Consider the following 25,140-nt stretch of genomic DNA (forward strand, 5'->3'; position numbering starts at 1 on the left):
AGGCCGTTCCCGCGCGGTGGGGCGGGGTCAGCGACGTGGAGCGCTTGGCATACTCGGGGCGTGATGGACGTCGAGGAGTTCTGGGCCCTGATCGACGGGGCGTGCGCCGAGGTCGACGCGTTGGAGCTGGACTCCGACGACCGGCGCGAGGCGATGGAGCGGGCGTGCGAGGAGCGGCTGGTGAGCCGTACGCCCGCCGAGATCGTCCAGTTCTCCCTGCGCCAGTGGCAGTTGCGCGACCACGCCTACCGGTACGACCTGTGGGCGGCGGCGTTCCTCATCGAGGGCTGGTGGTCCGACGACGGGTTCATGGACTTCCGCGACGGCCTCGTCTCGTTCGGCCGGTACTGGTACGAGCGCGCGCTCGCCGATCCGGACTCCCTCGCCGACCATCCGGCGGTGCGGGACGGCGGGGACGTGCTCATCGGGAACGAGGACTTCAGCCGGGTCGCCCACCGGGCCCATCAGCGTCTCACCGGTGAACCGGACGGGCTCGACGAGGCGTTGGAGGCTTCCCCGGAGGCCGGCCCGCTCGGTGCGATCACCGAGCCGACCGGAATCCGGTGGGACGTCACCGACGAGGACGAGACGCGCCGCCGCCTCCCGCGCCTCGCCGGGATCTTCCTGGACTGACGCTCAGCGGTTGATCCTCAGCACGCCGACGGGGCCGGTGCGTCGTGGACGTCGACGTGGACGTGGTCCGCGACGCACTCGCCTCCGGTGACGAGGTGACGGGGGCAGGCGTGGTGGGTGATGGGCGCGGTGCTGGGTCCGGGTCCCGTGCCCGTGGCGTCACCGGTGCCGTCGTGGCCGCTGTGGTTGGTGTAGCCGATGACGACGGGGGCGGTGGTCCAGCGTCCGCAGACGCAGCAGTGGGCGCCGGTTTCGGCGGGCGGGCCGTCGAGGAGGAGCGCGTCGCGGGTCATGCCACAGCCGTCCTGGTCCCCGGCCCCGGCCCCGGCCTCGTTCCCGCGCCCGACGTCCGTGGCCGGGCCGGGGCCTGGTGGACGCCTTCCGCCAGGTAGGGGTAGTCGTAGCCGCGTTCCGCGAAGGCGGTGGCGTAGAACCGTTCGCGTTGCTCCGGAGACAGGTACCGGGCTTCTTCGGCTCGGAAGATGGCCAGGGCTTCGGCCGAGCTGGGGCCCGTCCAGGGACGCCGCCACGGGTCCGGGTCCGGAGCGGCAACGGGACGACCGGAGACGGGTTCGGGCTGGGTGAGGTGGTCGGCGGTGTGGCGGCCGGGGCGGGCCCGGCGGGTCAAGGGGAGATGGGCGAGCACCCATACGAGTACGTGGGCGATACGATCGCGCATACGTCGGTCAGCTCCTAGTGAAAGCTGTCTTGGCGGAGCCCCGGGTGGACCGTTCGAGCGGTCCACCCGGGGCGTTTGCGTATGTGGGGTCAGGGGATCGTTTGGCGGTGGTCGAGGAGTGTGAGGAGTGGGGTTCGGCGGACGTTGCCGGTGGGGGTATCGGGGGTGAGTGGGCAGCCGGTGAGGTTGCCGTTGGGGTGGATGGTGAGGCGGCCTTGTGCGTGGCGGGCGTGGGTTTCGTCCAGTGCGGGGCCGGGGCCCGTGCCGGGGAACGGGGTGCGGCCTCCGGTGCGGTGGCGGTCGATGGTGACGCGGGTGACGCCGAGGTTGGTGAGGTCGGTGTGGGCCCAGCGGACGCGCTGGCCGTGGAAGGTCTCCGTGATGCGGACCCGGAGCCGTACGCCTCGTTGGACGGCTTCGCGGATGGTGCGGCGGGTGTCGCTGTGGCTGCCGGGGTGTCCGGTGAGGTGGTCGTGCTGGTGGGCCGAGTCGCTGTGGTAGCTGGTCGTCACGCCGATGCCCGGGCGGGTGAGCAGCTCCCACCAGTCGTCGCGGATGTGGACGAGGTCGGTGTACAGCTCGACGGTCAGTCCGGATGACAGGGCGTGTGCGGCGAGGTCGGTCCAGTGGGGGTGGAGGGTCGGTTCGCCTCCGATGAGACGGAGGTGGGGGACGCCGAGCGCGGCGGCGTCGGTGATGACGTTGCGCCAGTCGTCGGGGGTCATCGTCCCGGGGACGGTCCAGGGTTCTGGTTCGGAGAGGCAGTGGGCGCAGTGGCGGGCGCAGCTTCCGGTGATCTCCAGTTCCAGGACGGTGATCCCGGGGAACGGCCGTCGTGGCGGGGTCGGTTCATCAACCAGCGGCATCGGCTGATCCTTATCACTGTGTCAAGGTTGCGGGTCGCGGTGGATGTGAAGTGGTGCTCCCCCTGCCGGGCGACAGGACAGCGGGGCAGGGGGAGGTTCGGGGCCCGACTTGGGGCGCGGCGCTCGGGCTCGGGCTCAGGTCCCGGGGACGGTCCCGGTCGCGGTGTCGGGCTGGGCGGTGAGGACGTAGCGTTCGCCGTGCTCCGCCGCGACGACCTGGACGGTTTCCCCGGCTCGCAGTCGTCGTATCGCGGGGGAGTGGTCCTCGCTCAGGGCCCAGGTGCGGAGGCGGGTGGGGGCGTCACCGAGGGCTGCGGGGAACTCGTGGTCCGGGAAAGGGATTTCGTGCAGTGCGTCCGGGTGGATCGGCCCACCGTCCGGGTCCGGGTCGAGTCCGTCAGCGATACGGACCGCCTGCTTGCGCAGCCAGCGCAGGACCCGTCCCGGGTACGGGCTCGTGAACGTTCCGAGGCTCATCCGGGTGTCCCAGTCGCCGTACGCCGAGGACCACTCCGCCACCACCTGCGCCCGGTACCGGGACGGCTGCTCAAGAGACTGGCTCACGTCGTGACTCCGGGGAGGGTGGGGGAGGCGAAGTCCTCCGGCGGGTCCCACTGCACCGTCTCGAACAGCGCCCGGTCGAAGCGGCGGTGACCCGTCTCGCGGAAGTGGACCTCCATCCACCGCGTCGCGCCCTCGGCCGTACGGAACTCCGGATCTTTCGGTGGAATCGCGTCGCACGGGGGCGAACCGGAAACGCACTGTGCATACGCACTCACCCCCCAGGACTCCAAACGTCGCAGGCTCCACTCGATATGACGAAACTGCCTGCTCACCCCTACACACCTCCCCTGCTGCTACGTAGGTTCAATTCGGCCAGCGCGGGGCGGATTCGGTCCGCGACCGTCACCGGACGCACGTCCTCGCGGCACGCGCACCACTCGATGCCACCACGGGGCGGGCGCAGGTAGACGGGGCCCCAGGTCACGTCCATGACCACCCCGATGACCTTCCGTCGGGTGTCGTACGCGAGGGCGCCGACACGGAGTTCATCACCGCACATGTCAAAACTCCTCTCAGTAGCGCTTCCGCTACCGGGAGTCCTAGGCTGGCCCAGCGGGCCATGCTGCATCAACCTGCTATTCACGCAAGCCAAGTAGGAGGCGAAAGGTGAACCGTAAAGAGTTGAATCCCGACTCATCGCCCGAGGCGGCTTACGGGGCTCGGTTACGCAGTTCACGCGAGGCGCGCGGATGGCGGCAGGAAGACCTGGCCCTGGCGACCAAGTACTCCAGTGGGCACGTCTCAGCGGTGGAAACTGGCCGGAAGAATCCGACCTTGCGTTTTTCGCGCAGTGTGGACGTCGCCTTGGGGCTGCAAGGCATGGTCGACACGTTCGAACGCGCGTACCGCGAGCTGTATCGCGGCAGTCTGGTGGAGGGGTTCCCCGAGTACGTGGGGTACGAGGCCCGGGCGGCCGAGATCCGGTTGTTCGAGTCGGTCCTCATCCCCGGACCGCTCCAGACGCGGGAGTACGCCCAGGCGTTGGCGGACGGCGTGGTTGAGCGCGGGGACATCACCCCCGAGCAAGCCGCCGAGCGGGTCGATTTCCAGATGGAGCGACAGGCCGCGCTCTCCCGGGCGCCTCTCCCGCTCATCTTCGTGGTGCTCGACGAGAGCTGCCTTCATCGGACCATCGGTGGGCCCGGCGTGATGGACGCTCAACTGGCCCGGTTGATCGAGTTCGCCAAGCAGTCGAACACGTCGCTCCAGATCGCGCCGTTCGGCATGGGTGAGCGACAGCCGTTCAGTCGGATGGTCAACCTGTTGACGATGCCTGACCGGTCCCTGATGTCCTACGTCGAGTCGCAGACCCAGGGAGTTCTCGACCGGGAACTGAACTCCGTTCTGCCACTGATGAAGAACTATCATCAGCTTCAGACCGAAGCGGCCTCCCAGGCAGACTCAGTCGCCATGATCGAACGGCTAAGGAAGGGCATCTCGTGACTGCCTCAACCCGCACTTCCCCTCTCCACTGGGTCAAGTCCTCCTACAGCACTCAGAACGGTGGTTCCTGCGTGGAGTGGGCACCCACGTACGCGTCCGCGACCGGTACCGTCCCCGTCCGTGACTCCAAGGACCCCGTCGGCCCCGTCCTGAACCTCCCCGCCCACGCCTTCGCTTCCTTCGTCGAGGGCGTCAAGACGGACGGGTTCAGCGCGTTCTAGCCTTCGGCGCCAGCCGGACCCCTACGCACCACCGCACGACAACGAGCCCTGCCGCACCTCCGTACCGGAACGCGGCAGGGCTCTCGTCCTCGTCACCACCCGCAGCCCGGAAAGGACTCCAGATGAACGCCGACCTGGCCGAAGAACAGTGGCTCAAGTCCTCGTACAGCGGTAGCGGCGGCACCTGCGTCGAGTGGGCACCCGCCTACGCGTCCGCGACCGGCACCGTCCCCGTCCGGGACTCCAAGGACCCGGGCGGCCCCGCGCTCGCCGTCACCACGTCCGCGTTCGCCGCGTTCGTGACGGGCGTCAAGGCGGACGGGTTCGGCACGCACTAGCGGTCCGAGGCTGGTTTCCGTCTATGCGGACCCGGTCGGGCGCAGGACAATCCCCGATATCGGTACCGATGCCCCACCGTCGGCGCGAAGTCCAGCCATCCACGCACCGGAGCGATCCGACCGGCGTCCGGGAGCGAGACCGCGCCACCGTGGCCGTTCCCGCCGATGGGCCGCCCCCGCGTGACCGGAGGTGTCCCATGACCGCCAGCCACGACGTGCCCGCCCCCGCCCCCGCCCCCGCCCCCGTCCCGGTCCTCGACAGCGACGGAGGCGACCGGCTGTACGAGCAGATCGAGGAACTCCGCGCGGCCGGGCCCGCCACGCGGGTCCGGCTGCCCCAGAACGTCATCGCCTGGTCCGTCACGCGTGGCGACGTCGTCAAACGGCTGGTCACGCATCCGGACGTCACCAGGAACGCCCGTGGCGCCTGGCCCGGTTACCGGCCGGGCGACGTTCCCTGGCTCTCCCCCTGGCTCGACGTCCACTCGATGGCCACCGCCGAGGGGGCCGAGCACACCCGGTTGCGGAGGCTGATCGGCCCCGCCTTCACACCCCGTCGCATGCGCTCGCTGCGGCCCGCGATCGAGGCCGTCGTCACCGACCTCCTGGACGGTCTGGAGGACCTGGACGCCCAAGGGGACGGCGCGGCGGTGGATCTGCGGGCGCACTTCGCGCACGGGGTGCCGACCCGGGTGATCTGCGACCTCTTCGGCGTTCCCGAGGAGCAGCGCCCCGACGTGCTCTCCGTCGCGGACGCGATCCTGGCCACCGACGTGCCGCAGGAGGAGTCGGAACGGGTCGCGAGCGGGCTGGTCACCGTCATGCACCGGCTGGTGGAGGCGAAGCGGCGGGAGCCGGGCGACGACATGACGAGTCTGCTGCTCACCGCCCACGAGGGGGACCGGCTCACCGAGCCGGAGCTGATCTCCACCCTGCTGCTGATGATCGGCGCCGGGAGTCAGACCACGATCGCGCTGATCGGGAACGCCGTCCGGGCGCTCCTCACCCACCGTCGGCAACTGGACGCGGTCCTGGCGGAGCCCGCCCGCTGGGCCGACGCGATCGAGGAGACCCTGCGGCTCCATCCGTCGGTGGTCCACCTGCCGCTGCGGTTCGCGCTCCGGGACATCGACCTCGGGGAGGGCGTCACCATCGCGGCCGGGGACCCCGTCCTCATCGGGTTCGGGGCGCACGGCCGGGACCCGTCGTTCCACGAAGCGGCGCACGACTTCGCGATCGACCGCGCGGACCGGGAGCACCTGGCCTTCGGGTACGGCATCCACTACTGCCTGGGCGCCCCGCTCGCCCGGCTGGAGGCGGCCGTCGCGCTGCCCGCGCTCTTCGACCGGTTCCCGTACCTCGCGCTCGCGGACGAGGGGAACGCCCCGGACCCCCAGCCGTCGTTCATCGGCAACGACGTCCTCGCCCTGCCCGTTGTGCTGCGCCCCCGGTGAGCCGACCGGACCGGGGGACGCGGGCCGGACCGTGAACCCACGGGAACGGACCGGGAATGAAACCCGGGGGCCGGTGGCTGTGGATCGAGCCGGGGTCATCGGGGTGACGTTCCCGCTGTCCGGCTCCGGGCAAACGGTCTTGAGGGAGTGTCAGGGATATGTCCGTCGTACAGCAGCCCGCCGCCGAGCGGGTGCGCGTCTCCGCCGAACCCGACTGGTACGAGTCGGCCGGCATCTCGCTCGGCGTCCGGGTGGGGAACCTGGTCTTCACCTCGGGGCAGGCGCCGATCGACGCTCAGGGCGCCACGGTCGGCGCCGGGGACTTCGAGGCGCAGGCCCGCCAGGCGCTCGCGAACCTGTCGACGGTGCTCACCAACGCGGGCTCCGGCCTCGCCGAGGTGGTCAAGGCGACCGTGTTCGTCACGGACATCGCGCGGCAGCAGGACGTCTACGCCCGGCTGCGCGCCGAGTACTTCCCCGGCAAGCCCCACCTCGCGGAGTCGTTCGTGGAGGTCTCCTCGCTGGCCGACCCCGCGTGGATGATCGAGATCGAGGCGGTCGGACTCGTCCGCTGACGCGGGGCGCCCACCGGACGTCCGGCGGGTCCCGGGGCGCTCTCCCGCCCCGTCCCGGCCCCCGTTCCGGCCCTCGTCACGGCCCCCGCGCCACCCGGGCGGCCCTCCGTGGTGCGAATCACCAGGACCCCCCGGCCGTCAGCCACTACCAGCCGGTAGATTCAGCCTTCTCGGGCGCCGGGAGCCGTGACTTGTTCCCCGTGTACGCCCGCGCATAAGGTCGCGGGCGAACCGCGTGAGGACACCCGCGGAACAGCCGCGAGACAGGGGGCCACGAGTGACCGCTGAGGCCATGGGGGCCCGCCCGGGCCCGGGCGGCGAGCGGTCGGACGGCCCGCGCGACCCGGACGGTCCACAGGGCCCGCACGGGGACGGGCACCCGCACGGGGACGAGCGCCAGCGCGACGACGGCCGCACGCGTGACGAGGGCCGCACGCGTGACGAGGGCCGCACGCGCGACGACGGGCGCCCGCTGCGGATCGCGCTGCTCACCTACAAGGGCAACCCCTACTGCGGCGGCCAGGGCGTCTACGTGCGGCACCTGTCGCGGGAGCTGGTCCGGCTCGGGCACACCGTCGAGGTGATCGGGGCGCAGCCGTACCCCGTCCTCGACGAGGGGCCCGGCCTCGACGGGCTCACCCTCACCGAGCTGCCGAGCCTCGACCTCTACCGCGAGCCGGACCCCTTCCGCACCCCCGCCCGGGACGAGTACCGGGACTGGGTGGACGTGCTGGAGGTGGCCACCATGAAGACCGGCGGCTTCCCCGAGCCGCTGACGTTCTCCCTGCGGGTCCGCCGCCATCTGCGGGCCCGGCGCGGCCGGTTCGACGTCATCCACGACAACCAGACCCTCGGCTACGGGCAGCTGGGCGACCTCGGCGCGCCCCTGGTGACCACGATCCACCACCCCGTCACCGTCGACCGCCGTCTGGAGCTGGACGCCGCCCCGGACCGCAAGCGGCGGGCGTCCCTGCGCCGCTGGTACGCGTTCACCCGGATGCAGAAGCGGGTGGCGAGCAGGCTGCCGTCGGTGCTCACCGTCTCCGGCAGTTCCCGCCGGGAGATCGTGGAGCACCTGGGGGTGCGCCCCGAGCGGGTGCACGTCGTCCCGATCGGCGCCGACACCGAGCTGTTCACCCCCGACCCGTCCGTTGCGGAGGTGCCGGGCCGGATCGTCACCACCTCCAGCGCGGACGTCCCCCTCAAGGGACTCGTCCACCTGGTCGACGCGCTGGCGAAGGTCCGCGCCGACCATCCGGACGCCCATCTCGTGGTCGTGGGGCGGCGGGCGGAGGACGGGCCGGTCGCGCGGGCCATCGAACGGCACGGGCTGGAGCGGGCGGTGGAGTTCGTCAAGGGCATAACCGACGCGGAACTCGTCGACCTGGTCCGCTCGGCGCGGATCGCCTGCGTGCCCTCGCTGTACGAGGGGTTCTCGCTGCCCGCCGCCGAGGCGATGGCGACCGGCACCGCGCTGGTGGCCACCACCGGCGGCGCCATCCCGGAGGTCGCCGGTCCCGACGGCGAGACCTGTCTGGCGGTGCCGCCCGGCGACCCGGACGCCCTCGCCGCCGCCCTCGGCCGACTGCTCGGGGACGACGCGCTGCGGGCCCGGCTCGCCGCCGCCGGACGGCAGCGGGTGCTGGACCGGTTCACCTGGGCGAAGGCCGCCGAGGGCACCGTCCGGCACTACCGGGAGGCCATGGCCCGCGCGGCGGGCGGCGGCCGGAGCCCGGACGGGACCACCGCGACCGCCACGACCACGGCGACGATGACCACGGCCGCGACGACGACCACGGCGACGGCCGCGCCGACCGCCGTCGCCGGACGTACCGGAAGCGGCCCGGCCGCGCACATGGTGGGGAGCAACCGCTGATGCTGACCGTCGACTTCACCCGCTTCCCGATCGCCCCCGGCGACCGGGTGCTGGACCTGGGATGCGGCGCCGGACGCCACGCCTTCGAGTGCTACCGGCGCGGCGCCCGCGTCGTCGCCCTGGACCGCAACGGCGAGGAGATCCGCGAGGTCAACCGCTGGTTCGCCGCCATGCGGGAGGCCGGGGAGGCGCCCGAGGGGGCCACCGCCACCGCCCTGGAGGGCGACGCGCTGGCGCTGCCGTTCCCCGACGACTCCTTCGACGTGGTCATCGTCTCCGAGGTGATGGAGCACATCCCCGACGACAAGGGCGTCCTCGCCGAGATGGTCCGGGTGCTGCGCCCCGGCGGCCGGATCGCCGTCACCGTGCCGCGCTACGGCCCCGAACGGATCTGCTGGGCGCTCAGCGACGCGTACCACGAGGTGGAGGGCGGCCACATCCGCATCTACCGCGCGGACGAACTCCTCGCCCGCGTCCGGGAAGCGGGCCTGCGGCCCTACGGCAGCCACCACGCGCACGCGCTGCACTCCCCGTACTGGTGGCTGAAGTGCGCGTTCGGCGTCGACAACGAGAAGGCCCTGCCGGTGCGCGCGTACCACAAGCTGCTGGTCTGGGACATCATGAAGAAGCCGCTCGCCACCCGGACCGCCGAACGCGCCCTCAACCCGCTGATCGGCAAGAGCTTCGTGGTCTACGCGACCAAACCGCACCTGCCGCCCGTGGACGCGCCGTGACCACCCCGCGCACCCAGCACCTGGTGCTGCCCGGGGTGCTCACCGAGGCGGAGGCCGCCGACACGGTCCGCGCGATCCGGGCGATCCAGCGGCCCGACGGGGCGATCCCCTGGTTCCGGGGCCACCACCTCGACCCCTGGGACCACACCGAGGCGGCGATGGCGCTGGACGCGGCCGGGGAGCACGAGGCCGCCGCCCGCGCCTACGACTGGCTCGCCCGCCACCAGAACCCGGACGGCTCCTGGTACGCGGCCTACGCCGACGGCGACCCCGGTAACGTCACCGACCGGACGAGGGAGAGCAACTTCTGCGCCTACGTGGCGGTCGGCGTCTGGCACCACTACCTGGCCACCGGGGAGGAGGCGTTCCTCGACCGGATGTGGCCCGTGGTCTACGCCGCCGTCGAGTTCGTGCTCGCCCTCCAGCGGCCCGGCGGGCAGATCGGCTGGCGGCGCGACGCGGACGGCACCCCGGTCACCGACGCGCTGCTGACCGGCAGCGCCTCCGTCCACCAGGCCCTGGGCTGTGCCCTGGCCCTCGCGGAGCGGCGCGGGGAGCCCCAGCCGGAGTGGGAGCTGGCGGTCGGCGCGCTGCGGCACGCGGTCGCCCACCACCCGGAGCGGTTCCTCGACAAGGACCGCTACTCCATGGACTGGTACTACCCGGTGCTGGGCGGGGCGGTGACGGGCGACGCCGCCCGGGAGCGGCTCGCGGCCGGCTGGGACCGGTTCGTGGTGCCCGGCCTCGGGGTGCGGTGCGTCTCCCCGAACCCGTGGGTGACCGGCGGGGAGTCCGCCGAGCTGGCCCTGGCGCTGTGGGTGGCGGGCCGGCCGGAGCGCGCCCGGGAGGTGCTCGTCGCCATCCGGCACCTGCGGGACGCGGAGAGCGGTCTGTACTGGACCGGGTACGTCTTCGCGGACGACGCGGTCTGGCCGGAGGAACGGACCGCCTGGACGGCGGGCGCGGTGCTGCTGGCGGTGGCCGCGCTGGGCGGACACGAGGCGACCCGTACGGTCTTCACGCCCGGTGCCCTGCCCCGGGGCGTCGACCCGGCCTGCTGTTCCTGAGGCTCCCCGTACCCGTACCGTCCCGCGCCCGTACTGCCCGCGCCCGCTCCCGTACCGTCCCGCGCCCGTCCGTACCGCCCCTCCCGCTCCCGTGGCGTGACGCGACGACGTACCGGGTCAGTCGCGCAGTCCGTCGAGGAGCCGGTCCAGGGCCCGTCCGGTGGCGGCGAGCGCGTCCGGGTCGGGGGAGCGGGCCAGCCAGAGCGCGGCCTCGTTCATCGCCCCGGACAGCAGTCTGACCAGCGGTTCCACCGGCTGCTCCGGGAGGGTCCCGGCGGCGATCAGGGCCCGTAGCGCCTCGGCCAGGTGTCGGGCCGAGGACTCCTCGTCCAGGGCCCGCCACTCGTCCCAGCCCAGTACGGTCGGCGCGTCCACCAGCACGATCCGCCGCACCGCCGGGTCGCCGCCCGCCGAGAGGAACGCCCGGCACCCGGCCCGCAGCTGCTCCCAGGGGTCCGGGTGGGCGTCGGCGGCGGCGGCGACCGCCTCGCCGAGGTCCCGCTGCACCTCCGCGACCACCGCCCGGAAGAGCCCCGCCTTGCTGGCGAAGTGATGGTAGGCGGCGCCCTTGGTGACCCCCACGGCCGCCGCGACCTCCGCGAACACCACGTCGTGGTACCCGTCGGCGGCGAACCGCCGCCGCCCCTCGGCGAGCAGTGCCCGCCGGGTCGCCGCCCGCTGTTCCGCCCGGCTGACCGCCATCTCCGACCGCCCTTCCGTCTCTTTTCGCGTACCCGGGGTATGCTAATCCCCAGTTCACATACCTTGGGTATGTGAAGGGGTGGCGGGGGCCGTCAAAGGCCCCGTCGCCCATGGAGATCCCGACCCCGCCCCGGCCCGTGAAAGGCGTACGGACATGACCAGCGAACTCGGCGGCTTCTATCCCGTCATCGGCACCCGCGACCTCGTCGCCGCCCGCGACTTCTACACCCGCCACTTCGGCTTCGCGGTCACCTTCGAGGCCGACTGGTACGTCAGCCTGCACCGCCCCGACGCCCCGCACTACGAACTCGCCCTGCTGGACCCCGCACACCCCAGCGTCCCCGAGGGCCACCGCACCCCGCTGAGCGGCGGACTGCTGCTGAACTTCGAGGTCGCCGACGTCGACGCCGAACACCGGCGGCTGGTGGAGGGGGCCGGGCTGACGGTCCTGCTGCCCCCGCGCACCGAGGAGTTCGGGCAGCGGCACTTCATCGTCGAGGGCCCGGACGGGGTGCTGATCGACGTCATCACCGTCGTCCCCCCGACGGACGCCTACGCGGAGCGGTACGCGGAGGGCCACGTCCCCGGTTAGTCCGTAAGAGACGGCCTAGGCGCGGGCGCCAGGACGGGGAACGGCGTCGGCCCCGGGACCGTGTGGTCCCGGGGCCGACGCCGTGTGCCGTTCCGGCGGGCGGTGCGTGGCCGTCAGCCGCGCTGGATGCCCGAGGTGTCCTGGAGGACGCCGCGACGGCCGTCCTGGGTCTGGGCGACCAGACCCGGACCGCGCTGCTCCACCGCCAGGTACCAGGTACCGGGGGCGAGTTCGGCGATCGGGTTCGGGGAGCCGTCCTCCGGGTACAGCGGCCGGGCCACCGGCACCGCGAACCAGAACGGCGAGAAGTCCCCGCCGGACGACTGCGGACCCGGCGCCGGGGCGCCGCCCTGCTGCGGGGACTGGGGAGCCTGCGGGGCGCCCGCGCCGAACGCGTTCGGCTGCTGGCCGCCGAAGGACTGCCCGCCCGGGCCGCCCGGGTAGCCGTAGCCGCCGGGCGGCGGCTGCTGGCCGTAGGGCTGCGCGGCCTGCGGACGCGGGGCGCCCATCAGCGGTGCCTTCAGCGCGGGGACCAGCGGGGTCGCCACGGCGGCGCCCGCCAGTGCCACGGTCGCGATCAGGGCCAGGATCAGGCCCGTTCCGGCGTCCGCGCTGAACGACCCTTCGCCGTCGAACGGCCCGGCCGGGTCGAAGATGTTCCCCAGGGCGCTCCAGGCGGAGAAGACGGCGAACGCCACGCCGAACTGGCCGAGGTCCAGGCCCGCGACCTTGCGCGGCTGGGGCTGGGCATGGGCGAACACGATCAGCGCGGCGGCGATGACGCCCGCCAGGAACACGCTCATCAGGGCCGGTCCGCTGTCCCAGGCGTTCGGGTAGTCGTAGCCGGGGATCTGGTTCGCCTCGTCGATCGAGTACAGATCGAGGAACGACGCGATGAAGAGCAACACCGCTGCTCCGATCACCACGCCATCGCCTCTCGTGAGGGAGCGGATGTTCACTTCAGGAAGGTCCTTCGTCCGTCGGCTGGTCGGTCGGTCGTGAAGGGGGGCGTGCCGTCCGCGCGGGGCGCGGGGCGTTGGGGTGACCCTCCGTCGTAGGCTGAGCCTATCGTCGGCCCGGCGGAGGAGTCTGCCAGGTCGGGGCAGGGCATACTACCCGCGCAGAAAACTCATGATTCCCTCAGCGACGCCCCGGGCCGCGCGTTCCCGCCACTCGGGGTCGGCCAGCAGCGCCGCGTCCCGCGCGTCGCGCATGTTGCCGCACTCCACGAACACCTTCGGCACCCGCGACAGATTGAGCCCGCCGAGGTCGCCCCGGACGTCCAGCCCGGTGCCGTCGCCCGCGTACCCGGCGGGCGAGGTGCCGGTGACCCGCCCGAACTGACGGACGATCCGTTCCCCCAGCCGACGGGAGGGCCCGGTGATCCGCGCGGTGTCGGCGGCCCCCGCCCTCACCTTGGCGGGCAGGATCACATGGAAGCCCCGCTCGCCCGACGGCGCGCCGTCCGCGTGCAGCGACACCGCCGCGTCGGCGCGCGCCGCGTTGCCGATCCGGGCCCGTTCGTCCACGCACGGCCCCCAGGGGCGGTCCGCGTCGTGCGTCAGCACCACCCGCGGGCCCCGCTCCCGCAGCAGCGCGGCCAGCCGCCGGGACACGTCGAGGGTGAAGTCCGCCTCCCGGTACGCCGGACGGTCCCCGCGCGCCTCGGACGCGGTGCCCGTGGCGTCGCACGGCTTGCGGCCGGTGCCGATGTCCACCTCGCGGGCGATCTCCCGGGGGTGGTCGAAGTTGCCCGGATTGTGCCCGGGGTCGATGACGACGACCCGCCCGGCCAGCGGCGCGGAACGGGACGGGCCACCGTCTTCGGCGGGGCCCGGGCGGGCGGCGGTGCCGCGCTCCGGGGCGGTGCCGTCCGGGGTGACGGTGGTGTCCCGGTCGGTGGCCGGGGTCCCGGTGCCCGTCGGGGTGCCGGTGGCCGCTCCCCGGTCGGCGGCGGACGGGCCGCCGGTCAGGGCGAGGCCCGCGAGGAGACCGGCGGCCGTCACGGCGGCGCCCACCAGCACGGCCCGGCGCCGGACGGCGGAACGCGGGGGCTGCGGAGCGGGCGGTGCGGAGGGCTCCGGCTGACGGGGGGACGGGCCGGGCGGCTCGGAGGGGGCGGGGGAGCCGGGCGGACCGGGCTGGAGGAGTGGCTCGGCGGGGGCGAGGGGACCGGGCGGGCCGGAGGGCGTGGCGGCTCGGGACACGTCGGGCGGGCCGGAGGGAACCGACTGGTCGGAGGCCCCGGGCGGGCCGGACGGCCCGGGTCGGTCGGGGGACGGGTCGGGCTGGTGGGGCGGGGGCGCGGACACGGCGGTGACCCTAACCGAGGGGCGGCCAGGGGGCGGCGGTCCGGCGCAGGACGCGCAGGGAACCGGTCGCCGACACCTCCTCGAAGCACCCGGATGCCAGCGCCCGCAGATAGACCCGGTACGGGGCCTGTCCCGTCATGATGTCCTCCGGGTCGGGGAACACGTCGTGGATGACGAGCAGCCCGTCCGGCACCAGCCGGGGCGCCCAGCCGTCGTAGTCGGCGCCCGCGTGCTCGTCGGTGTGGCCGCCGTCCACGAAGACCAGTCCCAGCGGGGCGGTCCACAGCGCCGCGATCTGCGGGGAGCGCCCCACCAGCGCCACCACGTGCTCCTCCAGCCCCGCCTTGTACAGAACGCGACGGAAGAGGGGGAGGGTGTCCATCACCCCGTCCAGCTCCGGGTCCAGAGTGGCGGGGTCGTGGTACTCCCAGCCGGGCTGCTGCTCCTCGCTGCCCCGGTGGTGATCCACGGTCAGCGCGGTGACGCCCCCGGCGCGCGCCGCGTCCGCCAGCAGCAGGGTGGACCGGCCGCAGTAGGTGCCCACCTCCAGCAGGGGACGGCCCAGGGCGGTCGCGGTCCGCGCGGCGGCGTACAGGGCGAGCCCCTCGTCGAGCGGCATGAAGCCCGGTGCCGCCTCGAACGCCTTCAGGGTCTTCGGCGCGGGCTGGGGTCGTGGGGTGGTCGCCGGGTGCATCGGGGCTCCGTACGTGGTCAGGGGTGGTCCCGCGCGGTGGACGCCCCGCCGCGCGTGGCCGGTGGGTCATGCTGGCACACGCCCGGACGGCTCCGGGAACGGCCCCCGCCGCCACCCCGTGGTGGCCCTCCGGGGCCGGGCCGGTGGCGGTGGCGGTATGACGACGGCGCGCGGCGGCGGACGGCGACGGTGTCCGTCACACCCCCCATCCGGGGCATCGACCTGTCGCCGGGGATGGTCACCGTGGCCCGGGCCGCGCACCCCGGCATCCCCTTCGAGGTGGGGTCGATGCTGGACCTCGACGCGCCGGACGCGGCCTTCGCCGGGGTCCTCGCCTGGTACTCCACGATCCACCTCCCGGACGGTGAACTCCCGCGCGCGTTCGCCGAGTTCGCCCGGGTGCTGGCGCCCGGCGGCCATCTGCTGCTCGGCTTCCAGTCCGGCACCGACACCCTGCGGCTCACCGAGGGCCTCGGGCACCCGGTCCGGCTGGACTTCCACCGGCGGACCCCGGAGCGGATGGCGGAGCTGCTCACCGGGGCGGGCCTGTCGGTGCGGTCCAGCACCCTCCGCCAGCCCGACACGGACGGCTCGTTCCCCGAACGCGCCCCGCAGTGCTTCCTGCTGGCCCGTCGGCCGTAGACGGGTCTACTCCCTTTCCGCGCGGCGGAGTTCACGGAGGACGTCCTCGATGCCGCGCCCGTGCGTCACCTCTTCGAGGCTGGTGTCGTCCGGGCGGGAGAAGAGTTCGCCCCGGGCCACGTCCTCCGGTGCGAGGACCCGTCCGCACCACTCGCCCCGGCCCACCGTCCCGTCGTCGAACGGGATCGCCGCGCCCTCCCCGAGGACGGTCCACCGACCCGCGTCCCAGCGGAGGGCGAGGAGGTAGGTGTGGCCTGTCTCCAGCCGGGGGGCGTCCGAGGTGGTGCTCTTGAACCGGGCGCCGCTCTTCCGGAACACCTTCCAGCCGGGCGCCACCAGCTCGAAGCCGGTGCCGATCGAGCGTCTGGGGCGCTCCGCGCTCCACAGGGTCTTCTCGTTCCGGAGCTTCACCTCGCGGTCCATCTGGTAGCGGAAGATCCCGCCCGTGAACTCCCGCCGCTCGCCGTCCCGTTCCTCCACCGGAGTGGCCACCACGACCTGGTCGGCGTGGGCGGCCCATTCCTCGGCGGTCTCGGACGGATAGGCGTCGCTGTTGAACCCGCAGCCCGCGACGACGTTGCCCAGTCCCGAGCCGCCGACGAACACCCCCGCGACGATCCCGGCGGTCGCCAGGAAGGCGGCGACGGAGGTGTTCGTCAGCCGGTCCGCGAGACGGGTTCCCCGTCCCCGCCCGGTCACCTGGCCTCCCGGGCGGGGACGGCGGAGCGGCCGGGGCCGCCACCCGGGGGCGCGGCGGCGGCCTTCGCGGCCCTCGGGGCCGCCGTGCCCGTCGGGGTCGTGCCCGCCGGGGCGGTGCCGGTCGGGGTCGGGGCCGCCGTGCCCGTCCGGGTCGGGGCCGTGCGGAACGGCCTTCCGTGCTTCGACACCTGGGTCTCCTCCGGCTGCTGGCGCTTCGGGCCCGGTCCTCGCGGTGGTGACGGGGTACACCCCGGCCGGGCGGGGACGTGTGGCGACGGCGGAAGCGTCGGCGCGGACGGCGCGCTCCGGCGCCGTGGCACGGTGACGTCCACTGTGGTGACGGTTTCCCCCGAGACCGGTCAAGGTGTGCGAGGGGCGGATGGCTGGAACCCGCCGGGCACGGTGATCACCCTAGGCGCAACCCGGTGGGGTCGCGGGGGGCGGGAGACACGGCCCGGCGCGAAAGCGCCCCCGGGGAACCCCGGCCCTGCTCAGGAGCGTCCCCGCGCGAAGCGTTGGCGCGCGGGCCCGCGCGCGGGAGCGAAGGGGGACACGACGCTCCCCGTGCGCACGGTGTCTGAAAATCGTCGCTCCGGGACGCGTCTGCCGCTCCGGATCGCTGCGGGTCGCTCCGGATCGCTCCGGGACGTGCCGGGTCACGTCGGTACGCGCCGGGCGTGCGGGACGGGGGCACGGGCGCCCGGCGTGCGCCGGGCCGTCACCCGCTACCAGCCCTGCCAGTGCAGGACCTGGTCCCGGGGCACCCGGCGGGCGGGGCGGAAGTCGGTGCCGAGGGTGAACGCCAGCGGGACGAACGCGGCGAGCATCACCTCGTCGTAGGGCACCCCGAGGACCTCGGACAGCTCCCGTTCCAGCGGCCCCTGGGCGGTCGTCCACACCGTGCCGAGGCCCCGCGCCCGGGCGGCCAGCATGAAGCTCCACACCGCCGGGAGGATCGACCCCCAGGTCATCGACTGGTCGAGGACGGAGGCGCGGTCGGTGCGCCCCTCGACGGCCGGGATCACGAACGCGGGCACCCGGTGCGCGTTCTCGTACAGGTGCCGCAGCCCGTCCGAGATGCGTTCCATCGAGCCGGGGTGCGCGTACATCCGCCGCAGGTCCCGCTCGTTCGGCGGCGCGCCGCCCCCGGTGGTCAGGGCCCGGCGGAAGAGGTCGGCGACCGCGAGCCGCCGCTCGGCGTCGGTGACCACGACGAAGTGCCAGCGCTGCCGGTTGCGTCCGGTGGGGGCCTGCGTCGCCAGGTCGACGCACTCCTCGATCAACCGCCGGGGGACGGGCCGGTCCAGGTCGAGGCGCTTGCGGACCGCGCGGGTGGTGGAGAGCAGTTCGTCGGGGGTCAGGTCCAGCGTCATGGAGGGCTCCTGTTCCGTCTGTGTACCGATCGTCTGTCAGCGGATCATCGGCGAGCATATGAGTCCCGATGATCGGCGGTCAAACGATCCGCTTGCGGACGACTTTGTTAGGGTCGTGCCCGGTCGTGCCCGGTCGTGCCCGGTCGGGGCCGACTGGGGCCGCCGTCCGGGAACCGCCCCGCCGAAGGAGTCGATGCCATGCCGTCCCCCGCCGCGCCGGACCGCCCCCGCGACCCCGGGGACGACCGCCTCCCCTACTTCCCCCGGCTCGCCGCCGAGCGCCCCGACATCGCGCTCTGCCGCGCCTCCTCCGCCGTCGCCCGGGCCGCCGAGGCCCATGCGCGCGGGATCGGGCTCGGCGTCGGACAGCACCTCGTCCTGCGGATGCTGGTGGCGACCGGCCCGTGTTCCCAGCGGGTCCTCGCCGACGAGCTCCGCATCGATCGCACGGTGATGGTCGGGCTCTGCGACTCCCTGGAACGGGACGGCCACGTCCGCCGGGAGCGCGCCGCCGGGGACCGCCGCGCCTACGCCGTCACCGTCACGGACGGCGGCCGGGCCGCGCTCGCCCGCGCCGAGGCGACGGTGCCCGCCTTCCTGGACGACGCCTTCCACGCCCTCACGTCCACCGAACGCGCCCAGCTCACCCGTCTGCTGGGCAAACTGCTGGACCCGCCCGCACCGTCCGGCGGATAGCCCTCCGGGGCCGTCCGGCACGCGTCGCCGCCCCTCGCAACGCGTTCTAGACTGAGGAAGGTTGGACCCGTTCCGGACGCGCCGGGTGGCCAGCCCGGGCCGGCGCTCCGGACGCCCCGCGCCCGCTTCCGAGCGCGCCCGACCGGTCCCGTCCGGTCCGACCGTCCGGACGCCGGTCCGGAGAGGGGAGCGCGGTGTGCGCGCAGCCGTCCTGCACCAGACGGGACAGTCCCGCCTGGTGGTCCACGACGACGTCGAGGCCGTCGGCTTCGGTCCCGGCAAGGTGCGCGTCCGGATGCGGGCCACCGGACTGTGCCACTCCGACCTCTCCGCGATGAACGGGACCCTCCGCCAGCCCGTGCCGTTCGTCCCCGGCCACGAGGGCGCCGGTGACGTCGTCGAGGTGGGCGACGGGGTGAGCGCGGTGCGCCCCGGCGACCGGGTCCTCATCGGCTGGCTGCCGTCCTGCGGCCGTTGCCCCTCCTGCCTGCGCGGTCAGACCCAGCTCTGTCTGACCGGCTTCCGGGGCGCCCGCACCCCCAACTTCCGCCGCCCCGACGGCCCGGTGTTCGGCTTCACCGGCAACGGCACCTTCGCCGAGGAACTCGTGGTGGACGCGGCGGGCGCGGTCCCCATCCCCGACGACCTGCCCTACGACCTCGCCGCCCTGATCGGCTGCGCGGTCACCACCGGACTCGGCGCGGTGCTCAACACCGCCCGGGTGGAGGCCGGTTCCTCGGTCGCCGTGATCGGCTGCGGCGGCGTCGGGCTCTCCGTCCTCCAGGGCGCGCGGCTCAGCGGCGCCGCCCGGGTGGTGGCCGTCGACCCGGTCCCGTTCCGGCGCGAGGCCGCCCTGCGGTTCGGCGCCGACGAGGCGGTGGCCCCCGGGGAACTCGACGACGCCCGGCAGCGGATCACCGGTGGCGAGGGCTTCGACCACGTCTTCGAGGTGGTGGGCCGCTCGGACACCGCCCGTGCCGCGTACGACGCCACCCGGCGCGGCGGCACGCTCTGCGTGGTGGGCGCGGGCGCCCCGGACGACTACCTCAAGCTCAGCATGTTCGAGCTGTTCTTCGACGAGAAGCGCATCCTGCCCTCCATGTACGGGGGCGGGGACGCGGCGCGCTCCTACCGGCGGACCGTGGAGCTGTGGCGGGCGGGCCGGATCGACCTCGCGGGCCTGATCAGCCACCGGGTGCCGCTCGCGGACGTCAACGACGCGGTGGACCAGATGCGGTCCGGCACGGCGCTGCGGACCTGCGTCGAGATCTGACCGCCCGTTCGCCGCCCCGCCTCCGCCTGGTCCCCGCACCCGGTCGCCCGGTCGCCCAGCCGCCCGCCCGGTCGTCCGTCCGCTCACCCGGTCGTCGGCCTGGTGGCCCGCCCGTTCGTCCGGGAGCCCGGGCCGCCGGACGGCCCCGGACGCGACGACGGCCCCGCCGGAGCGGGGCCGTCGGATGGTGCGGTGTCCCGCTACGCGGGGGAGGAGGCGTCCGGCTTGCGGTGCCTGCCGTGCGGCTCCTCCTCCCTGTCGTGGGCGGCGACCGCCCCTCGGTGCTTGCCGTGGCCTGTGGCGTCCACGGCCTCACGCGGCTCGGCGGTCGGGTCCGTCTGGGTCTCGGTCATCGGAAAGGTTCACCCCGTAGAACGATCTTCACAACAGCCGGGTGATTCTAACGGGCGGTCCGTCAACCACCGAGCGGTACCCGCCCGGTGAGCGGAGACTGTTGCAACGGGACCGGTCGCGCGGTGCCCGTCGCGCCCACCACCGCCCCGGCCCCCGGCCACACCCCCGACCCGGTGGCGCACCGCACCAACGTCACTCCGTCCGCCACCGGACCGGCCGGGCCGGGAACCACCGGACCCTTCGGTACGGGGGCCTCGACCGAAGAGGGTCTCCCCGTCCCGGGTGCCTCCGGTGCCTCCGGTACCTCCGGTGTCTCTGGTGTCTCCGATGACTCCGGTGCTTCCGTCGGCCCCGGAGTCCCCGGCGCCGCTCGGGCCCCCCGCGTCTCAGCTGTCCCCGGGAGCCCCGGGAGCCCCGGTTCCTCCGGTGCCGCCGCCGTCACCGGAGGGGCCACCGCCACCGAGTCCGCGCCCACCGCCCCGTCGGCCGGGCCGGGAGCTGTTCCCGGACGGGAGGCCGACCGGCCGGGGACCGTCACCGTCGCCACGGGGGCCGCCGGGCCGGGCAGGGGCGGACCGGAAGCCATCGCCGGACCGGGCCCCGCCGGACCGGGAACCAGCGGACCGGCCCCTGACGGCCTGGGAACCAGCGGACCGGACCCCGACGGCCCCGGCCCCTGACCCGGAACCCTCACCGGTACGGGCCCCGCCATCGACGCGGGCCCCGTCACCGGAACCGTCGCGCCCACCGGCACGGGCGCCGCCACCGGAACCGGGCCGGGCGCCGACACCGGCACCGTCACGGGAGTCGCCACCGGAACCGGGCCGGGCGCCGCCACCGGTACGGGCGGGGGCGCCGCCACCGGAACCGGTTCCGCCGAGGCCAGTACGGCGGGCGTCAGCCGGGCCACCCCGCACGGCACCGCCCGGGTGGCGTAGGGCAGCCGCAGCTCGCCCTCCCGGGTCCACAGTCCTGACCCGGCCAACCAGCCCTGCGGCGGCCGCAGCTGACGCACCGTCCGCTCGGCCGGACGCCAGACGCCCGGCCAGCTCCCGCCCGGGCCGTCGATCCGCAGGGCGACCCCGCACTCCTCCGGGGCCAGCGCCTGTCCCGGCTGGACCGCGAACGGGGTCACCACCCGGCCCGCCAGCCGCAGGCACTCGGGGAACCGCACCGGGAGCGTGCTGCCCAGCACCCCCCAGCCCAGCCGCTCCCGGCCGGGCGAGGGAGCGTCCGAGCGGATCAGCAGCAGCCCGCTGTCCGGATCGGCGAGCAGCACCCGGTCGGTGCTGTCCCGGGCGATCTGGAGCAGCGGGGACGCCGCGCCGCCCTGCCCCAGGTCGACGGAGACCGCCTTGGTCCGCCCCGCCAGCTCCCGGTCCAGGGCCAGCAGCCGTCCCGTCCGGTCCAGCCAGGCGCCGCCCGAGCAACGCCCGGGGACCTCGGCCACCAGCTCCGGGCCCGCGCCGCCCGCGACCAGCCACACCCGGCTGACGTCCCCCTCGGCGCCGAGCGCGTAGGCGCGGGTCCCGCCGGGCGCGGGCGGCAGCAGGCTCCAGCGGGCGGACGGCGGACCGTGCTCCAGCGCCCCCAGCCGCACCTCGCCGGTGGTCGGGCCGGTCGGGTACACCAGCGAGAACTCATGGCGGTCGGCGACCGCCCGCCGCACCAGCACCCGGCCGTCGGCCATCGGCTGGACCTCGGTCTCCGCCGCCTCCGGCCGCCGCCCCGGCAGCGGCACCGCGTACGGCTCGGGGCCGTCGAGCGTCCACCGCTCGGGGAACCAGCGGTCCGCCGTTCCCGCCGCCCTGGTCAGCCGCGCCGCGTAACCGCCGTCCTCGGCGATCACGAGGGCCCCCGATCCCCGGCGGGTCCCCGGTGGACCGGCGGGGCCGGGGCCGGGGCCGGTGCCGGGGCCGGGGGGCCCGGATGGCGTGGGCGGTGGTGCGGGCGGTGCGGATGGTTCGCCTGGTTCGCCGTCTCCGGCACTGGTCTCGCTGGCACAGACCGTCATGGTTCGGTCACCTCCGGCGACGAAGCTAGGTTTTCGCACGCACGGCCGTTGCACGCGTCGCCCGATATTCACCACAAAGGGTGGCCATCAGGTGTTCCGGACGGGAAAACGCTGACGGTCGTGCCCCGGCCCGGCGACCCGCGCCGTGCCGTCCTCCCGTCGCGCGCGGCGGGGATCGGCCGTCCGGCGGAGCGCGCGGGCCAGGTAGCCTTGGCCCGTGCCCCGCCTGTCTGAAGTCATCGCCGCGCTCGACGCCCTGTGGCCCCCCGAGCGGGCCGAGGGGTGGGACGCGGTCGGTCCCGTCTGCGGCGACCCCGACGCCGAGGTCCGCCGGGTGCTGTTCGCCGTGGACCCCGTCCAGGAGATCGCCGACGAGGCGGTCCGGCTGGACGTCGACCTGCTGGTCACCCACCACCCGCTCTATCTGCGGGGCACCACGACGGTCGCGGCCACCCACTTCAAGGGCCGGGTCGTCCACACGCTGATCAAGAACGACGTGGCGCTGCTCGTCGCCCACACCAACGCCGACCGCGCCGACCCCGGGGTCTCCGACGCGCTCGCCGGGGCCCTGGACCTCCGGGTCACCGGCCCGCTGGTGCCCGACCCCACCGATCCGTCGGGCCGTCGCGGCCTCGGCCGGATCTGCGCGCTCGACCATCCGCTGACCGTCCGCGAGCTGGCCGCCCGGGCCGCCGAGCGGCTGCCCGCCACCGCGCAGGGCGTCCGGGTGGCGGGCGACCCCGACGCGCTGGTCCGCACGGTCGCCGTCAGCGGCGGCTCCGGCGACAGCCTCTTCGCGGACGTGCGGGCGGCGGGCGTGGACGCCTTCCTCACCGCCGACCTGCGGCACCACCCGGCGTCCGAGGCCAGGGAGCACGCTCCGCTGGCCCTGCTCGACGCGGCGCACTGGGCCACCGAGTGGCCCTGGTGCGAGCTGGCCGCCGCCCAGCTCGACACGATCTCCGACCGTCACGGCTGGGGACTGCGCACGTACGTCTCCCGGACGGTCACCGACCCCTGGACCGCCCACGCGGCGTCCGCACCACCACTGGCCACCACCAACGACCCGGGAGCCCCCAACTGAACGCCGCGCCCGCCGACCAGCTCCGACTCCTCGACGTCCAGGCCCTGGACGTCCGTCTCCAGCAGCTCGCGCACAAGCGCAGGTCGCTGCCCGAGCACGCCGAGATCGAGTCGCTGACCAAGGACCTCGCCCAGCTCCGCGACCTGCTCGTCGCCGCGCAGACCGAGGAGGGCGACTGCGCCCGCGAGCAGACCAAGGCCGAACAGGACGTCGACCAGGTCCGCCAGCGCGCCGCCCGTGACCAGCAGCGGCTGGACTCCGGAGCGGTCTCCAGCCCCAAGGACCTGGAGAACCTCCAGCGCGAGATCGTCTCGCTCGCCAAGCGCCAGGGTGACCTGGAGGACGTCGTCCTGGAGGTCATGGAGCGGCGGGAGTCCGCCCAGGAGCGGGTCACCGAGCTGACCGCCCGGGTCACCGCCGTCCAGGCCAAGGCCGACGACGCCGCCGCCCGCCGGGACGCCGCCGACGGCGAACTGGCCGCGGAGGCCGACGCCGCCGCCAAGGAGCGCGGGCTGATCGCCGCCACCATCCCGGACGACCTCCTCAAGCTCTACGACCGGCTGCGGGAGAAGCAGGGCGGCATCGGCGCGGCCCGGCTCTTCCAGCGGCGCTGCGAGGGCTGCCGTCTGGAACTGGACATCACCGAGCTGAACGAGGTGCGCACCGCCCCCCGGGACACGGTCGCGCGATGCGGGAACTGCAGCCGCATCCTGGTCCGCACCGCCGAGTCCGGGCTGTAGGGCGGGCGGGTGTCGTCCTCCGAGCGGCGGTTCACGGTCGAGGCCGACGGCGGTTCCCGGGGCAACCCGGGCCCCGCGGGCTACGGCGCCGTCGTCATCGACACGGCGACCGGGGAGACCCTCGCGGAGGCCGCCGAGTACATCGGCGTGGCCACGAACAACGTCGCCGAGTACCGGGGCCTGATCGCGGGGCTGCGCGCCGCGCACGCGCTGGACCCCGCCGTCCCGGTACGGGTGCGGATGGACTCCAAGCTCGTGGTGGAGCAGATGTCGGGCCGCTGGAAGATCAAGCACCCCGACATGAAGCCGCTCGCCGCCGAGGCCGCCTCGGTCTACCCGCCGGGACGGGTCGCCTACGAGTGGATCCCCCGCGAGCGCAACAAGCACGCCGACCGGCTGGCCAACGAGGCGATGGACGCGGGCAAGCGCGGCGAGCGCTGGTCGCCGTCCGCCTCCACCGCGGACCTCGGCGCCTCCCGCGCCGGGGCCCGCGCGACGGCGGAGGAGCGCACCCCGGGCGACGCCACGGCGGGCGCCGCCCGCGCCCGCGCCGCCCTGGCCTCGACGGGCCGCTCCGGCGGCACGGCGGGTACGGGCGGTGCGGCCGGTACGGGTACGGCGGGCGGTACGGGTACGGCTGGCGGTACGGGCGCCGGTACCGGTGGCCGGGCCGCGAGCGGTGACCCGACGGCGTCCGGCGCCGCGCGGGCCGGGGCCGATCTGCGTGCCGCGCGCAACGTCGCCGCCGCCGGGGAGCGCACCGGGCGGACCCCGACCACCGGCTGGGGCCCCTCCGCCGACCTGGGCGCGCCCACCACCCTGGTCCTGCTGCGGCACGGCGAGACCGCGCTGACCGCGTCCAAGGCGTTCTCCGGCAGCGGGGGCACCGAGGACCCGGTGCTCTCCGCGGCGGGCCGCGCGCAGGCGGTGCTCACCGCCGAGGCGCTGGCCGCCCGGGGCACCGTCCAGGCCGTGGTCTCCTCGCCGCTGCGGCGCTGCCAGGAGACCGCGCGGGCCGCCGCCGACCGGCTCGGACTGACGGTGACCACCGACGAGGACCTGCGCGAGACCGACTTCGGGGCCTGGGAGGGACTGACCTTCGGGGAGGTCCGGGAACGGCACCCCGAGGACCTCACCGCCTGGCTCGGCGACCCGTCCGCCCGGCCCACCGGCGACGGCGAGAGCTTCGAGCAGGTCGCCGAGCGGGTGGAGCGGGCCCGGGAGCGGCTGCTCGCCCGGTACGAGGGCCGCACGGTCCTCGTCGTCACCCACGTCACCCCGGTGAAGACCCTGCTCCGGCTGGCGCTCGGCGCCCCGGCCACCTCGATGTTCCGGATGGAACTGTCCGCCGCCGCGCTGTCGGTGGTGGCCTACTTCCGGGACGGCAACGCCAGCGTGCGGCTGTTCAACGAGACGGCCCACCTGCGCTGACGGCCTCACGGGCCGGACCGGGCCGTCCGTCGCCCGTCGGGCGCTTGACCCGGCCCGTCCCCGCCCGAGGTGTGGACGGGCCGT

Annotated in this window: 30 protein-coding genes; 16 read left to right on the top strand and 14 right to left on the bottom strand. The window is 74.6% G+C overall.

Annotated elements, in window-relative coordinates:
* Positions 1-63: 63 nt before the first annotated feature.
* A complete protein-coding gene (locus tag ACVWNX_RS24920) occupies positions 64-633 on the top strand; it encodes a DUF4240 domain-containing protein (RefSeq protein WP_454414928.1) in 570 nt (189 codons plus the stop codon).
* Positions 634-650: 17 nt separating this feature from the next.
* On the opposite strand, the gene ACVWNX_RS24925 is transcribed toward ACVWNX_RS24920, so the two are convergent.
* From ACVWNX_RS24925 to ACVWNX_RS24945, 5 genes are all read right to left on the bottom strand, one after another.
* Complete coding sequence (locus tag ACVWNX_RS24925; protein ID WP_454410062.1) at positions 651-926, bottom strand: hypothetical protein; 276 nt, start codon at positions 924-926, stop codon at positions 651-653.
* On the bottom strand, positions 923-1,312 hold the full coding sequence (locus ACVWNX_RS24930; RefSeq protein WP_454410064.1) for a hypothetical protein: 390 nt from the start codon (positions 1,310-1,312) through the stop codon (positions 923-925). Before ACVWNX_RS24930 ends, ACVWNX_RS24925 begins: the two co-directional genes overlap by 4 nt.
* Before the next feature lie 89 nt (positions 1,313-1,401).
* Positions 1,402-2,178 (bottom strand): radical SAM protein, encoded by a 777-nt coding sequence (locus ACVWNX_RS24935; protein WP_454410066.1) that lies wholly within the window; start codon positions 2,176-2,178, stop codon positions 1,402-1,404.
* A gap of 135 nt (positions 2,179-2,313) precedes the next feature.
* Positions 2,314-2,742: a hypothetical protein gene (locus ACVWNX_RS24940; RefSeq protein ID WP_454410068.1), complete on the bottom strand. Its 429-nt coding sequence runs from the start codon at positions 2,740-2,742 to the stop codon at positions 2,314-2,316.
* 274 nt (positions 2,743-3,016) lie between these two features.
* Positions 3,017-3,241: a hypothetical protein gene (locus tag ACVWNX_RS24945; RefSeq protein WP_454410069.1), complete on the bottom strand. Its 225-nt coding sequence runs from the start codon at positions 3,239-3,241 to the stop codon at positions 3,017-3,019.
* 107 nt (positions 3,242-3,348) lie between these two features.
* Between ACVWNX_RS24945 and ACVWNX_RS24950 the strand changes: the two genes are divergently transcribed.
* The 8 genes from ACVWNX_RS24950 to ACVWNX_RS24985 all read left to right on the top strand — a co-directional run bounded on the left by ACVWNX_RS24950 (position 3,349) and on the right by ACVWNX_RS24985 (position 10,450).
* Positions 3,349-4,185 carry a helix-turn-helix domain-containing protein gene (locus tag ACVWNX_RS24950; RefSeq protein ID WP_454410071.1) on the top strand — a complete coding sequence of 279 codons (837 nt, stop codon included), beginning with the start codon at positions 3,349-3,351 and terminating at the stop codon, positions 4,183-4,185.
* On the top strand, positions 4,182-4,406 hold the full coding sequence (locus tag ACVWNX_RS24955; protein ID WP_454410073.1) for a DUF397 domain-containing protein: 225 nt from the start codon (positions 4,182-4,184) through the stop codon (positions 4,404-4,406). The genes ACVWNX_RS24950 and ACVWNX_RS24955 overlap by 4 nt, the downstream gene beginning before the upstream one ends.
* 122 nt (positions 4,407-4,528) lie before the next feature.
* Positions 4,529-4,744 (top strand): DUF397 domain-containing protein, encoded by a 216-nt coding sequence (locus ACVWNX_RS24960; protein WP_454410074.1) that lies wholly within the window; start codon positions 4,529-4,531, stop codon positions 4,742-4,744.
* A gap of 197 nt (positions 4,745-4,941) precedes the next feature.
* Positions 4,942-6,198 (top strand): cytochrome P450 family protein, encoded by a 1,257-nt coding sequence (locus ACVWNX_RS24965; protein ID WP_454410075.1) that lies wholly within the window; start codon positions 4,942-4,944, stop codon positions 6,196-6,198.
* A gap of 158 nt (positions 6,199-6,356) precedes the next feature.
* Complete coding sequence (locus tag ACVWNX_RS24970; RefSeq protein WP_454410077.1) at positions 6,357-6,773, top strand: RidA family protein; 417 nt, start codon at positions 6,357-6,359, stop codon at positions 6,771-6,773.
* A gap of 292 nt (positions 6,774-7,065) precedes the next feature.
* Positions 7,066-8,649 (top strand): glycosyltransferase family 4 protein, encoded by a 1,584-nt coding sequence (locus ACVWNX_RS24975; protein ID WP_454414929.1) that lies wholly within the window; start codon positions 7,066-7,068, stop codon positions 8,647-8,649.
* Positions 8,649-9,383: a class I SAM-dependent methyltransferase gene (locus tag ACVWNX_RS24980; RefSeq protein ID WP_454410078.1), complete on the top strand. Its 735-nt coding sequence runs from the start codon at positions 8,649-8,651 to the stop codon at positions 9,381-9,383. Before ACVWNX_RS24975 ends, ACVWNX_RS24980 begins: the two co-directional genes overlap by 1 nt.
* Positions 9,380-10,450 carry a prenyltransferase/squalene oxidase repeat-containing protein gene (locus tag ACVWNX_RS24985; RefSeq protein WP_454410079.1) on the top strand — a complete coding sequence of 357 codons (1,071 nt, stop codon included), beginning with the start codon at positions 9,380-9,382 and terminating at the stop codon, positions 10,448-10,450. The genes ACVWNX_RS24980 and ACVWNX_RS24985 overlap by 4 nt, the downstream gene beginning before the upstream one ends.
* Before the next feature lie 117 nt (positions 10,451-10,567).
* Here the strand turns inward: ACVWNX_RS24985 and ACVWNX_RS24990 are convergent, their stop codons facing one another.
* Positions 10,568-11,152 (bottom strand): TetR/AcrR family transcriptional regulator, encoded by a 585-nt coding sequence (locus ACVWNX_RS24990; protein WP_454410080.1) that lies wholly within the window; start codon positions 11,150-11,152, stop codon positions 10,568-10,570.
* A 154-nt stretch (positions 11,153-11,306) separates the two neighbouring features.
* Here ACVWNX_RS24990 and ACVWNX_RS24995 point away from each other — a divergent pair, with 154 nt between their 5' ends.
* A complete protein-coding gene (locus ACVWNX_RS24995) occupies positions 11,307-11,744 on the top strand; it encodes a VOC family protein (RefSeq protein WP_454410082.1) in 438 nt (145 codons plus the stop codon).
* Between the two features lie 113 nt (positions 11,745-11,857).
* Here ACVWNX_RS24995 and ACVWNX_RS25000 read toward each other — a convergent pair whose 3' ends face one another.
* The 3 genes from ACVWNX_RS25000 to ACVWNX_RS25010 form a co-directional block, all read right to left on the bottom strand.
* Positions 11,858-12,703, bottom strand: a complete 846-nt coding sequence (locus ACVWNX_RS25000; RefSeq protein WP_454410083.1) for a hypothetical protein — start codon at positions 12,701-12,703, stop codon at positions 11,858-11,860.
* A gap of 153 nt (positions 12,704-12,856) precedes the next feature.
* Positions 12,857-14,056 carry an N-acetylmuramoyl-L-alanine amidase gene (locus ACVWNX_RS25005; protein ID WP_454410084.1) on the bottom strand — a complete coding sequence of 400 codons (1,200 nt, stop codon included), beginning with the start codon at positions 14,054-14,056 and terminating at the stop codon, positions 12,857-12,859.
* A gap of 10 nt (positions 14,057-14,066) precedes the next feature.
* A complete protein-coding gene (locus ACVWNX_RS25010; RefSeq protein WP_454410085.1) occupies positions 14,067-14,750 on the bottom strand; it encodes a class I SAM-dependent methyltransferase in 684 nt (227 codons plus the stop codon).
* Positions 14,751-14,939: 189 nt separating this feature from the next.
* Between ACVWNX_RS25010 and ACVWNX_RS25015 the strand changes: the two genes are divergently transcribed.
* The gene (locus tag ACVWNX_RS25015) at positions 14,940-15,392 is read left to right on the top strand and encodes a class I SAM-dependent methyltransferase (protein ID WP_454410087.1); all 453 of its coding nucleotides are present in this window, start codon (positions 14,940-14,942) and stop codon (positions 15,390-15,392) included.
* A gap of 6 nt (positions 15,393-15,398) precedes the next feature.
* On the opposite strand, the gene ACVWNX_RS25020 is transcribed toward ACVWNX_RS25015, so the two are convergent.
* The 3 genes from ACVWNX_RS25020 to ACVWNX_RS25030 form a co-directional block, all read right to left on the bottom strand.
* The gene (locus ACVWNX_RS25020) at positions 15,399-16,091 is read right to left on the bottom strand and encodes a hypothetical protein (RefSeq protein WP_454410088.1); all 693 of its coding nucleotides are present in this window, start codon (positions 16,089-16,091) and stop codon (positions 15,399-15,401) included.
* Positions 16,088-16,279: a hypothetical protein gene (locus ACVWNX_RS25025; RefSeq protein ID WP_454410089.1), complete on the bottom strand. Its 192-nt coding sequence runs from the start codon at positions 16,277-16,279 to the stop codon at positions 16,088-16,090. The genes ACVWNX_RS25020 and ACVWNX_RS25025 overlap by 4 nt, the downstream gene beginning before the upstream one ends.
* 537 nt (positions 16,280-16,816) lie before the next feature.
* Positions 16,817-17,464, bottom strand: coding sequence for a nitroreductase family protein (locus tag ACVWNX_RS25030; protein WP_454410091.1), 648 nt, complete (start codon positions 17,462-17,464; stop codon positions 16,817-16,819).
* A 198-nt stretch (positions 17,465-17,662) separates the two neighbouring features.
* Between ACVWNX_RS25030 and ACVWNX_RS25035 the strand changes: the two genes are divergently transcribed.
* Positions 17,663-18,160 (top strand): MarR family winged helix-turn-helix transcriptional regulator, encoded by a 498-nt coding sequence (locus ACVWNX_RS25035; protein ID WP_454410093.1) that lies wholly within the window; start codon positions 17,663-17,665, stop codon positions 18,158-18,160.
* A 196-nt stretch (positions 18,161-18,356) separates the two neighbouring features.
* The gene (locus tag ACVWNX_RS25040) at positions 18,357-19,433 is read left to right on the top strand and encodes a Zn-dependent alcohol dehydrogenase (RefSeq protein WP_454410094.1); all 1,077 of its coding nucleotides are present in this window, start codon (positions 18,357-18,359) and stop codon (positions 19,431-19,433) included.
* A gap of 200 nt (positions 19,434-19,633) precedes the next feature.
* Here ACVWNX_RS25040 and ACVWNX_RS25045 read toward each other — a convergent pair whose 3' ends face one another.
* Positions 19,634-19,786: a hypothetical protein gene (locus ACVWNX_RS25045; protein WP_454410096.1), complete on the bottom strand. Its 153-nt coding sequence runs from the start codon at positions 19,784-19,786 to the stop codon at positions 19,634-19,636.
* A 62-nt stretch (positions 19,787-19,848) separates the two neighbouring features.
* Positions 19,849-21,636, bottom strand: coding sequence for a hypothetical protein (locus ACVWNX_RS25050; RefSeq protein ID WP_454410098.1), 1,788 nt, complete (start codon positions 21,634-21,636; stop codon positions 19,849-19,851).
* A 382-nt stretch (positions 21,637-22,018) separates the two neighbouring features.
* On the opposite strand from ACVWNX_RS25050, the gene ACVWNX_RS25055 reads away from it, so the two are divergent.
* From ACVWNX_RS25055 to ACVWNX_RS25065, 3 genes are read left to right on the top strand one after another with little or no spacing between them, the layout of a single operon-like run.
* Entirely contained in the window at positions 22,019-22,885 is an 867-nt protein-coding gene (locus ACVWNX_RS25055) for a Nif3-like dinuclear metal center hexameric protein (protein ID WP_454410099.1), read from the top strand.
* The gene (locus tag ACVWNX_RS25060) at positions 22,882-23,625 is read left to right on the top strand and encodes a zinc ribbon domain-containing protein (protein ID WP_454414930.1); all 744 of its coding nucleotides are present in this window, start codon (positions 22,882-22,884) and stop codon (positions 23,623-23,625) included. The genes ACVWNX_RS25055 and ACVWNX_RS25060 overlap by 4 nt, the downstream gene beginning before the upstream one ends.
* A gap of 9 nt (positions 23,626-23,634) precedes the next feature.
* A complete protein-coding gene (locus tag ACVWNX_RS25065; protein ID WP_454410101.1) occupies positions 23,635-25,056 on the top strand; it encodes a bifunctional RNase H/acid phosphatase in 1,422 nt (473 codons plus the stop codon).
* The last annotated feature ends 84 nt before the right edge of the window (positions 25,057-25,140 follow it).

It is taken from the genome of Streptomyces sp. JNUCC 64, from assembly GCF_054484115.1.